Here is a 12,894-nt window from a genome sequence, read left to right on the forward strand (position 1 = left end):
GTACTCTGTCTTCGGCGCTGTCTTCACTTCGATTCCTGTTACCTTCGGTTCTTCTACCTGTCCTGCATTTACTTTAATCGTGATATCTGCTGTCTTCTCTGCGTATGTTACTGTTACTTTCTTATCACTTGTTTTCAATGCTGTTTCAAGACTTGGGCTGAATGCAAACGCTGCTTTTGTTGTATCGTCGTAAGCTACTTCTTTATCTTCGCCCTTGTCATATTTCACTGTAAGTACAAGTCCTGTCGGATCGAATTTGTCACCTTCTGTGTACTCTGTCTTCGGCGCTGTCTTCACTTCGATTCCTGTTACCTTCGGTTCTTCTTCCTTCGGATTAACCGTAATGATAATGTCTGCTGTTTTCTCTTTGTATGTTACAGTCACTTTCGTATTCTTTGTAGTAAGCGCTGTATCCAATGTTGGGTCAAATGCAAACTGTCCTGCTGTTTCTGCAGTATATTCAGCTACATCTTTCACTTCACCATTATCATATTTCACACCAACTTTAAGTCCTGTCGGATCGAATTTTTCACCCTCTGTGTAAGTTGTCTTCGTCGGCTGATTCTGAATCACAAGTTCTGTCGGCTTCGGCTCCGGTACTACCGGGTCATCTTCTGCTAATTTAACACGAATCTCAGCCGCACTCATAAACTTGTTTGCCTGTCCTCCATCACCATACGTTTCAACTCCTGTAAAGCGGATAAATTTCGCTTCAACCGGCTGTACAAACTGGGCAAGCTTCCAATCTGTTCCGTTTTCCCAAACTTGTGTTGCAGGTGTGATCTCCACTTTTGTCCAAGAATCGTCTGCACCTGTCATGCTCACTTCTACAGTATATGACTTCACACGACCATTCTGATCTCCGCCTGTAATATTGCCGCCCTTCGGCAAATAACGAAGCGCATCAACTTTCTGAGCCTCTGCAAGTTCCATCACTACATAAAGGTTCTCGTTTGTTGTTGACGGATTCCAGCTTGAATGCCAGAACGTATCATTCTTTTTATCGAATGCTTTCTCAATATCTGTACCATTATTAGGCTGTGTACTTCCTGCTGTCGCAGTGATAGTTCCGGTGTAATCCTTACTGTCATCTGCCGGATCTACTACTCCGAGGTTGATCACAAAGGTGTTCCGTGTCTTATGATCTTCTGATTCAATCAATACTTTTACAACATTATCCTTCGCCGGAAGAACTGTTACAGCCGCATTGTCTTTTCCTTCCGGAACTACTTCCTGTACTGCTTTTTCTGCAACATTCCATGATCCTGCTGTAAGCGCTTCTGCCGGAGCTGCTTTGCCGTCTACAGTCAGACTCTTCAGTTCCGCTGTTGTGTTTGTTGTGAAGTCAGACTGATTTGCTCGATACAGTTCTGCTTCTACAATTCCCGTACATGTAAATCCACCAGTCTTTCCTGCTGCATTCGGATTATTCACAACATGGATCTTTACAAATACAGCGCTTGTCGGAAGAAAATCATATGTGTATTCCACAACACCAACGTCCGGAAGTTCTGTTGGATGTGTTTCTTTTGCTTCAACTTCTGTCCAAGTTCCTTCTTCTCCGGTTTCCGAAACATATATTTTCGTTGTGTTATCTACCGGATAAGTTGCTGCATGTTTGTCAGATCTAAAGAAAATCTTGATCTGATTGAATACTTGCTGAGTTGCATACTGGAATATAATATCAGCATCGTTATCCTGAGCTTCTTTACTGTTTTTATAGTTACTCCACATTGTAGAGTTCGTATTTCCGCCCTGATTTGCATCTACAGTTCTGTTTTCATCGCGAATTGCTTCCAAATCATCTGACTGCATCTCTAATGGAATATCCTGTGTCAGTTTCATCGCTTCTTTTGCAATATTATCCCCTACTGAATACGTTGCTTTCTGAACACGAACTTTGGCATCAACTGGCATTTTTTCTCCAAATACATCTGCCGTTCCTTTTACCGATACAATTCCTTCTGCACTATATCCACCTTCCGGTTCTACCCATGTTACCGGGAATGATGCCGTAAGGATTGTTCCATCTTCCATAACAGCAGGTCTTGATGTCGGAAGCTTCGGATCTACACCGATTGAAGTCGTTGTTGAATAATTCAAAATTGCCGCTACCGTGTCGATCATATTTACATTAACTGAAACTGTCTCTTTCTTCTCAACACCGTCAACGGAAAGAGTTCCTGCTACACTGAAAGTACCCGCCTGACTGATCTGCTCTTCTGTAACATTCTCCCATGTTACTTTTCCTTTTGCTTCTGACTTATCTGTAAGAACAACGTCCAGTTCTGCCGGAAGCTGTGGCTGATTTCCAACTTTAACATAATAGTTCTTAGACATTTCTACACTACTGATTGCTTTTTCTTCTGCTGTGTTGTCTGAAGATGCTTCTGTTGTAATCGTCACTGTCTGTTCTTCCAGTCCATCAGCTTTCACTTTCACAGTGATTGTTCCTGCTGATTTTGTCGAACGAACGATACCTACAAGCTGTCCGCTGAATGCTTTTCTATTATCATCCCGATATGACTGATGATCTGAAGGTCTTCCGTTGTCAACACCTGCAAGCACTCCATCACCGCTTACTTCAAATGTCACTTTATTTTCTGCATTCGGCACAAGGTTACCATCTGCATCTGTAACACTTACTGTCAGATAAGAAAGATCCTGTCCATCCGCCGTAATCTTCGTGCGGTCAGTCTCTACCTTAAGCTTCTTTGCTTCACCTGCTGTTGTTACAGAAGTACGACCCTGAAGATTTTCTGTGATTTCTGTACCTTTTTCATCATATGCCTTCGCTGTAATCGTACCATCTGCATAAGGAACCATCCATGTCATATACAGATTTTCATGTTCTGTACTGCTCTTTCCGGTTCCTTCATACATCTGATATGTATATCCGGCAGCAGTTGTCTTCTTTGTGAACTCTTTTGCTCCCAGTGATTGCGGGGCTCCTCCGCTTGCCGGAGTAAAGAACAATTCTACTTTACTTGCATCACTGTATACAACTACCGGAACTTTATTTCCTTCTTTCTTGTACACAACATCTTCATTCCATGCCGGAAGAATATGTAATGTATTCACGTCATCATTCCACTGGCTTTGGTAGAAGTAATAGCTGTCTTTCGGAAGTCCTGCAGTATCAACGATACCAAAATAGGAATTCTTTGGTGCCGGCCATCTAGATGCATTACCCGGTTTTCCTTCTCCTGTTCCATTCCATGGTGTCGGCTCTCCAAGATAATCGAAGCCTGTCCATACATATTCGCCGGCAAGGAAATCTCTCTTAATCACTTCATACCAAGCGCTGCTTGCCGTAGCTCCCCAGCCAACTGCTGATGTGTCATAGGACGTCAGATCATAATCACCATAATCTGTCTGATTTCCCATTCCTTTATAGATACCTCGGCTGTTAACTGCAGATGCTGTCTCTGAACCATACATGCACCAGTCAGGATGTGCTTCATGAATCATGTCATAATGAGTCTTTCCCTGATTCCAAGGCTGAGAATAATTCATACCGTTGATTCCGCCGGCATCGTGTAAGCTCTGACCAAGAGTAATTGAATTTGTGTCATTGCCTTTGAGTTTGTTATCTCCTGTTGTCACTGGACGCGTAGTATCAACTGCTTTCGCCCACTTCACAAGATTGTCCTGAGCAGTCTTATATGCATCGCTGTAACCGCTTGTGCCTTCCCACATCTCATTTCCAAGTGACCACATAATGATCGCCGGATCGTTCTGTCCGCGTTCAATCATTGCTGTAAGGTCGAACTGCGCCCAAGTCATACCGTCTGCGGCGCCCATGATCTGATTATCTTTTTCGATTGTTTTATTAAACCACTTAGAATAATCATTCGAGTTACCGTTTTTCTGAGCTACCCATCCGTCAAACGCCTCGTCGATCACTAAGATTCCATGCTTATTGCATGCATCGATCAATTCATCTGACGCCGGATTATGCGTTACACGGATCGAGTTGCATCCCATCATTTTCAAGATCTCTACCTGCCGCTCTGTAGAACGGTCATTTGCGACTGAACCAAGCGCACCCTGATCATGATGCATACATACACCCTGAAGTTTCATTTTATTTCCATTCAGGGAGAATCCGTTATCCTTATCAAATTCAAAGTAACGGAATCCGTAATCTGTCTCGTATGTATCAACCGCTGCATTATCCACAAGAACTTCTGTTTTTACCATATAAAGTTCCGGTGAATCTGTACTCCATAATTTAATACCAGAAACCTGATCCTCAGCACTAATCTCTTTTGATTTTCCGGCCTCAACCGTATCTGCTGTGCTTTCAAAAGTAGCAACTGCCTGCTCTGCCGTTCCATTCTTCGGATAAATCGTATGTTTTACTTTTACAGAGGCAGTGTTTTCAGACTCATTCACAACCGTTGTTTTTACTTTCACCGCAACATTGTTGCCGTCTGCATGATTTTTCAAATCCGGTGTTTCAATCTTTGTTCCGTTCTTGTCCACATGAACAGCATCTGTTACAACAAAGTCTACATCTCTGTAAATACCGCTTCCTGAATAAAAACGGCTTGACGGTGTCTGGTGCTCTACCTTAACGGCAATCACGTTCTCTTTACCGAACTTCACATGATCTGTAATATCAAATGAAAACGCCGTATATCCATAAGGATGTGTACCGAGTTTCTCCCCGTTTACATAGACCGTTGCATTCATGTAAACGCCGCCGAAATCAATGCTGATGCGTTTTCCTTCTAAGCTCTTGTCTACAGTAAAACTTTTTCTGTACCAGCCTGTACCGCCCGGAAGATATCCACTTTCCGCTTCCATCTTCTGCGAATATTTTTGATCGATACTGTAATCATGCGGCAGGTTCACCTGATCCCATGAGGAGTCGTCAAATGCTGAAGCCTGAGCCCCGCTTGCGTCCCCAAGATAGAACTTCCAGTTATCGTTGAAGTTCTGCGTTCTGACCGTTCCGCTGTATTTATTAAGGAACACCTGCTCCGGCGCTGTATTTGTCTGCGTCGAAGTTCCCCCTTCCAGTTGAACGATCTCACCTTGTGCATAGGCTGTCGCCGGCAATACCATGCTTCCCGCTAAAGTTGCCGCGAGAACTGCCGAGCCTACTTTCTTCCATTTGAGATTTTTCATAAACTTTTTCGCCCCCTATAATTCCGGAGCACTCCTTCGTTCTGAATTTTCACGCATGTTCCGCAAAACAAAAGGATCTGCTTCTTATTTTCTCAAAAGATCCTATCTGTTTTCTCTATAAATTTCGTACAGATAGTGCCTTTTTGCATTACAAAAAAACGGCCTTTCCGTCCACGTTACTATGCGTAATATATAAATTATACAAAACTTTGTTTATTTTGTATAGATTACAGCAACATTTTTGTAAGGTCGTTTTTACTTTTTGGCACTTTTAACATATATCTCTTGATATGACAGATGAAGAAAGCGCGTTTTTTGTGCAGATTTTCAGAGTTCTTCCAACAATATCATCAGTTCATCCAATGTTTCCGTCTCGTTTACCCTTCTCCGCAAATCAGCCGCGCCTGTAAGTCCTTTCGTATACCACGCCACATGCTTTCTCATTTCCCGCATACCTGCAAATTCTCCGCGATATTGAATCTGCAGCTTGGCATGTCTAAGTATCATGCTTCGAACAGCATCCTTGTCGGGTCTGGGCGGTGTTACCCCATTTTCTTCTTTTCCGATCATTTCTGAAAAGATCCACGGGTTTCCCTGCGCACCTCTTGCGATCATAATTCCGTCGCATCCGGTTATTCGTACAAGTTCTTCTGCTTTTTCCGGCGTAGTCACATCACCGTTTCCGATCACCGGAATGGACACTGCTTCTTTCACCTGTCTGATGATCTCCCAGTCTGCCTTTCCGCTGTAATACTGTTCCCTTGTTCTTCCGTGAACCGCCACCGCCGACGCTCCAGCTTCCTCTGCCGCTTTGGCAACTTCGACAGCATTTACATGAGCATCGTCAAACCCTTTTCTGATCTTTACTGTAACTGGCTTCTCGATCGCCTTAACGATTGCATTGACAATCTCATACACAAGAGTCGGATTTTTCATCAGGGCAGATCCTTCTCCGTTTTTTACAACTTTCGGAACCGGACACCCCATATTGATATCCAAAATTGCAAAAGGACGCTCTTCAATTCGCTTTGCCATCTCACTCATGATCTTCGGATCAGAGCCAAACAACTGCAAAGATACCGGCTGCTCTTTCGGGTGTATCTCCATCAGTTTCTCTGTATTTTTATTCTGATACAGAATCGCTTTTGCACTAACCATTTCCATCCCCAAAAGACCTGCGCCCTGTTCTCTGCACAGCAAACGAAAAGGCAGGTCTGTCACCCCTGCCATAGGTCCTAATAGATATCGGTTTTCCAGCTCTACATTTCCTATTTTTAACTTCTTCATACTTTCTTCTGCACTTTCTCATGGATCAGTCTCAAGCCGTTCAATGTAAGCTGCGGATCGTACAGATCGATACATTCTGTTTCCTCGGCAATAATTTTCCCCAATCCGCCTGTCGCGATCACATAGGCATCTTCATATCCAGATTCTTTTTTCATTTTCTTCACTATATATTCCGTCTGTCCGACCGCTCCGTATACAAGTCCTGCCTGCATTCCGCTGACTGTCTCTGATGCAAGCACTGATTCCGGTTTCCTGATCTGAATTGCCGGAAGCATCGCCGCTCCATCCCACAGAGAACGACCCGCCGTTTCAATACCGGGTGCGATCACACACGCCTCAAGCGTACAATCCGGTCCGATCAAATCATACGTCGTAGCTGTTCCGAAATCAATCACGATCGCCGGACCTTTTGCAATGGCATATCCCGCCGCCGCATTGACGATCCTGTCCGGTCCGGTTCTCGCCGGATTTTCCGTTACAACATGAACTCCGGTGTCAGTCTGCGAAGATACGATCATCGGCTTTGTCCCTAAATATTTGATAATACCGCTTGTAAAGGAGTGCATGATATCCGGAACAACCGACGCGATAATCACCGCGTCAATCCGCTTCGGATCAATCCCTCTATGTTCCAGTATCCCACATATGGTAAACCCATATTCATCCGATGTCCGCGCCCGTTTTGTCGTCATACGGAACATCCCGAGCAGGAATTTCCCTTCAAACACGCCCATCGTAATATTTGTATTCCCTATATCAATCGTAAGAAGCACTGTATCTCCCTCCTGCCATGCCGGATTCCTCTGCTGCATTTTCAAAATGCATCTTTAACGTTGTCTGCTCAGCTTCTTGCCGCCAAGATCTCATAGCTTTGTTCAAAACTTTCCCCGACTTTAACCCGATTGACATATGGTTTCTCTGAAAGTTCTTTATCAAATCCTACATTGTCACATCTTCCCATCCACGGTTCAAGGCAAACGAACGGAGCGTCTTTCACCGACCAGATGCCGAAATTAGGAAAACCTGCGCATTTCATACCGACATACGGAGTTCCGTCTTTGTGATAAATCCACACTTCATCAAACTGACCGCCGTCAAAGATCAACGCGTCTTTTTCAAACATCTCGTCATTCAGTCCGCAGCATTCGTCTTTCAGTTCAAGCTGATACACCGTATCCGGATCAGCCGCACTTTCCGCAAGATTGACCAAAATGTATTCAAGCGATTCTTTATTCGGGAATCTCAACATATAATCTGTCTTTTTCTCTCCTTCTTTTTCAAACCGAAATGCCGGATGTCCGCCAATCGTAAAATACATCTCTTCGTCTCCTGTATTATGCACTTCCCATTTTACGATCAGACTTTCCTCTTTCAGAAAATATGTAACAATCAGTTCAAAATCAAAAGGATATACTTCCTTTGTTTCCTCACTGGAAGCAAGCAGAAACGCTGCTTTCTCCGGCTTCATGCAAATGCATTTAAAGTCATTATCTCTTGCAAATCCATGCGCTGAAGTAGGATAAGAAGTTCCATTGATCTTCACTTTGTTTTTATAAGTTTTTCCTACATTCGGGAAAAGAATCGGAGAATGTCTTTTCCAGTATGCGGGATCTCCTTCCCACAGAAGTTCCGCTTTTTTTTCTTTATCATAAATGCGTGTAACCTCCGCGCCATGCTCCGAAATCTCAACACAGAGCCGTTTATTTTCCAATTTCATCGCTTCTGCCTCCCTTTCCCTGAGTCGCCTTATTTGCTGCTGTCTGTATCGCTGTCAGACTCTTCCACCTGCACACAATTATCTACAAGATAATCCAATACAGCTTCTCTTAAGATTGCCGCTTTCAGGACATCCTCTCCAACCTGCTCAACATAAGTATCTACGTCCGCTCCTACCTCTTCTGCATACTCTTCAAATTTTTCTTTATATTCTTTCTCTGACGGCTCAAGCTTTTGTTTCTTCGCGATCAGTTTAATCGCCTCGTCAAACGCCGCTGTCTGCTGTGCGCTTTCTTCTACTTTTGAATTAAACTCATCTTCTGTCATCTGAAGATATGTTGTAATAAACTCAGAAAGTTCGATTCCGTAAAGACCTGCCATCTGCGTATAGTAATTTGTCATCTGTTCTTTCTGCTCTTCCACAGCATCTTCCGGATATTTCTTCACGTCAATCTCTTCCAGAAGCGCTTCCTGGATTTCTGACTTCAATGTCGTTTCATTTGCCGTCTCCGCGCTGCTTTCAATCTGTTTGCGGATCTCCTTGCGGTATTCATCTGCAGTCTTGGACGTCTTACTGTTGCTTGCCACCCATTCGTCTGTCAACTCAGGAGTGTTCTGTTTGTAAATCTCGTTTAACACGATGTGGAAACGTGCAACTTTCCCTGCCACATCCTGTCCCGGATAGGAATCTGAGAATTTTACCTGTATATCAAACTCTTCCCCTGTATTGTGTCCTACAATCTGATCTTCAAATCCTGCATACTCCCCTTCTGCCCCGATGAACGTTCCGCTTCCAAGTTCCAGATCCGCTCCTTGTGCCGTTCCGCCTTCAAACGCCACATCGTCAACATATCCTGTATAATCAATATTCACCCAGTCTCCCGACTCTGCCGCCCGGTCTGTGATTGCTTCTTTTTCTGCCGCCGCGCTCAAATTAGACTGAATCGTCTGCTCGACCTGCTCATCCGTCACTTCTATCTCTTCTACCTGCGCTACTTCAAGTCCTTTATACTGTTTTACCGTTACATAGTCGTTGGACAGTGTTTTGCTTCCGCATCCTACAACGGAAAGCGCCATCATTGCTGCAAGCATCATCGATACAATTCTTTTTTTCATAATTTGTCTCCTTTTCATCTGCGTATTTTACGCATCTTCCTTTATATTTATTTTTTATTACTTGTATTTTCTGCCCCTCAGACTTTTTTCTTTCCCCAACGATACATGTTTCATTTCTAATTGATTTATCCTCTTACAACAGAGGGGAAAGCAAACGTGAGAACTGTTCTTTTGCTTTAATGACAAGTCCTCTTTCATCGTATACTTTTCTCGTCACCTGTGTACACAATGTCATATCGTTTTCAAACGCGCGTTCCAGTCTCTGAACGGTACGCTCACTGTAAATCACCGCATTCACTTCAAAATTCAGTCCGAAGCTTCGGAAGTCCATATTCGCCGTTCCAACGCAGGCAACCATGCCGTCAATACTCAGCGTCTTCGCATGAAGGAATCCATTGTTATACACATAACATTTTGCCCCTGCTGCAACCATCTCTCCGATATAAGAATAGGTTGCCCAATAGACAAACGGATGATCCGGTTTACACGGGATCATAATGCGCACATCCACTCCTGACTTGGCGGCAATCTTAAGAGCATCCAGAATCGATTCATCCGGTATAAAATACGGAGTCTGAATATACACATGATCCTGCGCCCGATGAATAAGCCGCAAATAATTATCGTGAATCATCTTTATCTTCGAGTCCGGCCCGCTTGATATGATCTGAACCGGATCTCTGCCGTTTCTTAAATATTTCGGAATCTCAAAAAGCGAATCTTCCAGGAACAGATTCTCCTTCGCTGCATAATTCCAGTCAAGGACAAAACGTACGGCCAACGAAGTGACTGCCGCCCCTTCGATACAAAGATGCGTATCTCTCCAATACCCGAATTTTGCATCTCTTCCGATGTACTCTCTTCCTACGTTAAAGCCGCCCACAAAACCAACTCTTCCGTCAATGACAACAATCTTTCTATGGTTTCGGTAATTCACACGAAGCTGAAGCTGACCAAGAAGCGCCGGGAAAAATTCTGCAACTTGAATTCCCTCTTTTTCCAAACGTTCCCAATCGCGATTTTTCATCGTCCTGCATCCCATGCTGTCAAACAAGATCCTGACTTCCACACCTTCCCTTGCCTTTTGGATCAGCACTTTTTCTACTTCCTGCCACAGTTCATCGTTGCGGATAATATAATACTGCATGTGGATATACCGTTTTGCCTGTTTCATTTCCTCCACAAGTGCGCGGAACTTCTCTTTTCCATCCGTATAAATGCGAATATCATTATTATCTGTCAGAACGGCTTCTCCCGCCTCCAGATTATAAAGAATCAGATCTTTAAACCTCGCCATCTCCGGATTCGCCATACGCAGCCGTTTATAATAAATCGTCTCTTCCTGACGCCGGACGGCATATTTCAGCTCGCCTTCAATCTCCTTCGCTTTAAACATCCTGCTTTTATGGAAGTCCTGCCCGATGATCAGATAGAGAATAAATCCGAGTATCGGTATAAAATAAAGCAGAAGCAGCCATGTCCAAACAGTTTGCGGAGATCTTCTCTGAAAAAAAACAATGATCAGCGCAAGAACAATATTAATCAAGACGATATTGTCCATAATAAAATTATAAACACTCACCGCTCCGTTCCAAATCATTTCTGCCATAAATAGCACAACTCCTTTTTATGTACTTTTAGGTACTATAACAGTATACTCGTTCACCCCCTCAAAAGTAAACCCCTTTTTACTTGCACTACTTAAAAAACAATGGTACAATATTATTTGCGTAAATGCGGAAAACGGCATTATACAGTAAGATTTAGGAGGATTTGTCATGAGTACATTCACCATTGTGATGATCGTCATTCTCGTGATATTAGTCGCAGTGCTCGTTGGTCTTTACATTTTCGGAAAGAAGGCCGAGAAAAAACAGGCAGAACAGCAGGAGCAGATGGCGGCTGCGGCACAGGTTGTCAGCATGCTCATCATCGATAAAAAGAAACTGAGACTGAAAGAAGCGGGACTTCCTCAGGTAGTCGTAGACAACACACCGAAGTATCTTCGCCGCACAAAAGTTCCGGTTGTAAAAGCAAAGATCGGAGCGAAGATTATGACTCTTATGTGTGAGAACAAAGTGTTTGAAGTTCTTCCGGTAAAAAAAGAAGTCAAAGCAGTTGTAAGCGGACTCTACATAACAGAGATCAAAAGCGTACGCGGCGGTTCGATCGAACAACCTGTAAAGAAAAAAGGATTTTTCAAAAAATAAGAAAAACAGGCGTCATAAAGGAAACATTTTCCTATGACACCTGTTTTTTTATTCTGTAACCGATCCAAAACGAATACATCGCTCTTTTATCCGCCTATTTGAGGTCTAACTGCATAGAAACCCCTTTGCTGTTTCTCGGAACAATGCTCATATTAATACGGCAGTCTGCCAACGGTTCATGATTCACATCCAGTTCATATGCGACTTTCACACCGATCCGTTCCTCGTCCACGTTAATTTCCATGTTCTTTGTATTGACACCAACCAGCATCTGACCGTAAGGCGTTTTGTAATACGTCAGATTTTTCTTATTCTTTTCGAATACCATATGAGAAGACGTGACACCACTTTTCATAATCTCAAGACAATCTGTTCCGGTAATCTTGATCTTATTCTTGATCGTGCCCGCCATTCCTTCAAGAACTTCATCATAAAGAATATAATGTTTTCCGTTTCGCCAGTAATAACTTGCCGGAGTGACAACTTCGATCCCATCGTCCCCGACTTCATACCCTCTCGCCGGATCATCCATAATATCGATATGTTTTCCCGAAATGCTGACTAATACCTCTTTCGTCATTGATCTAATACTCCTCAATATTTACTACATTCGTTGTCGGCACATCAAACGGCATCACTGTATTTGCAAACTTGCGGAATTTCTCTGCCGCATCGCTTACATAAAACGAATACACGCTGTGCTGTCCGTCTTTCCCGTCATTTTCCATCTGTTGTTCATGCAGAAGCTTTTTCAAATCCATCGCCGTCTCATAAGCCGGATTCACGATCTGAATCCTTTCTCCGAGATAATCCCGTATTTTAGATCTGAGAAGCGGATAATGCGTACATCCGAGAATCATCGCGTCAATCTGCGTATGTCTCATGGAGTCAAGATAATACTCGATCACTTCTTCTGTAACGACATGTTCCTTAAATCCTTCTTCTACCAGAGGTACGAAGAGCGGACACGCCTTTTCGATCACTTCAATATCCGGAGCCATCCTTTGGATGATCTTTGTATACATCCCGCTTTGCACTGTCGCATCTGTCCCGATCACTCCGACTTTCTGATTCTTCGTCGCTTCCACGGCAGCCCGAGCCCCCGGAACAACAACTCCCATGATCGGAATATCAAATTCATCGCGCACGGCATCCAGCGCCAAAGCGCTTGCCGTATTACAGGCGATCACGATTGCTTTCACCTGTTTTGTCTTCAAAAACCGGATAATCTGCTCCGAAAAACGGATAATTGTATTCTGCGACTTGCTTCCGTACGGAACCCTCGCCGTATCTCCGAAGTATACGATATTTTCATTCGGAAGCTGCCGGGATATCTCCCTCGCAACCGTAAGTCCGCCTACCCCGGAATCAAAAACTCCGACAGGCGCGGTCTTTTTACAGTCTATTCGCATGATTCCCTCCATCGTGG

Annotated in this window: 9 protein-coding genes; 1 reads left to right on the forward strand and 8 read right to left on the reverse strand. The window is 43.7% G+C overall.

Going from position 1 to position 12,894, the window contains the following annotated elements:
- The 6 genes from RCH61_RS06835 to cls all read right to left on the reverse strand — a co-directional run.
- Nucleotides 1-5,136 (reverse strand): sugar-binding domain-containing protein (locus tag RCH61_RS06835; RefSeq protein WP_306480250.1); only part of this gene is annotated, 5,136 nt, incomplete at its 3' end.
- A 327-nt stretch (nt 5,137-5,463) separates the two neighbouring features.
- The gene (gene dusB / locus RCH61_RS06840) at nt 5,464-6,423 is read right to left on the reverse strand and encodes a tRNA dihydrouridine synthase DusB (protein ID WP_178006984.1); all 960 of its coding nucleotides are present in this window, start codon (nt 6,421-6,423) and stop codon (nt 5,464-5,466) included.
- Nucleotides 6,420-7,196, reverse strand: coding sequence for a type III pantothenate kinase (locus RCH61_RS06845; protein WP_178006994.1), 777 nt, complete (start codon nt 7,194-7,196; stop codon nt 6,420-6,422). The genes dusB and RCH61_RS06845 overlap by 4 nt, the downstream gene beginning before the upstream one ends.
- 68 nt (nt 7,197-7,264) lie before the next feature.
- Complete coding sequence (locus tag RCH61_RS06850; RefSeq protein ID WP_178006982.1) at nt 7,265-8,140, reverse strand: aldose 1-epimerase family protein; 876 nt, start codon at nt 8,138-8,140, stop codon at nt 7,265-7,267.
- A gap of 29 nt (nt 8,141-8,169) precedes the next feature.
- Nucleotides 8,170-9,255, reverse strand: a complete 1,086-nt coding sequence (tig, locus tag RCH61_RS06855; RefSeq protein WP_178006980.1) for a trigger factor — start codon at nt 9,253-9,255, stop codon at nt 8,170-8,172.
- Between the two features lie 133 nt (nt 9,256-9,388).
- Nucleotides 9,389-10,864, reverse strand: coding sequence for a cardiolipin synthase (gene cls, locus RCH61_RS06860; RefSeq protein WP_178006978.1), 1,476 nt, complete (start codon nt 10,862-10,864; stop codon nt 9,389-9,391).
- 169 nt (nt 10,865-11,033) lie between these two features.
- Between cls and RCH61_RS06865 the strand changes: the two genes are divergently transcribed.
- On the forward strand, nt 11,034-11,465 hold the full coding sequence (locus tag RCH61_RS06865; RefSeq protein ID WP_178006976.1) for a hypothetical protein: 432 nt from the start codon (nt 11,034-11,036) through the stop codon (nt 11,463-11,465).
- 94 nt (nt 11,466-11,559) lie between these two features.
- Here RCH61_RS06865 and RCH61_RS06870 read toward each other — a convergent pair whose 3' ends face one another.
- Together RCH61_RS06870 and murI are read right to left on the reverse strand one after the other, a co-directional pair.
- The gene (locus RCH61_RS06870) at nt 11,560-12,045 is read right to left on the reverse strand and encodes a DUF1934 domain-containing protein (protein WP_178006974.1); all 486 of its coding nucleotides are present in this window, start codon (nt 12,043-12,045) and stop codon (nt 11,560-11,562) included.
- Nucleotides 12,046-12,049: 4 nt separating this feature from the next.
- Nucleotides 12,050-12,877 (reverse strand): glutamate racemase, encoded by an 828-nt coding sequence (gene murI / locus RCH61_RS06875; RefSeq protein ID WP_178006972.1) that lies wholly within the window; start codon nt 12,875-12,877, stop codon nt 12,050-12,052.
- Nucleotides 12,878-12,894 lie beyond the last annotated feature (17 nt).

Source organism: Mediterraneibacter sp. (assembly GCF_030825015.1).
Lineage (GTDB): Bacteria > Bacillota > Clostridia > Lachnospirales > Lachnospiraceae > Mediterraneibacter.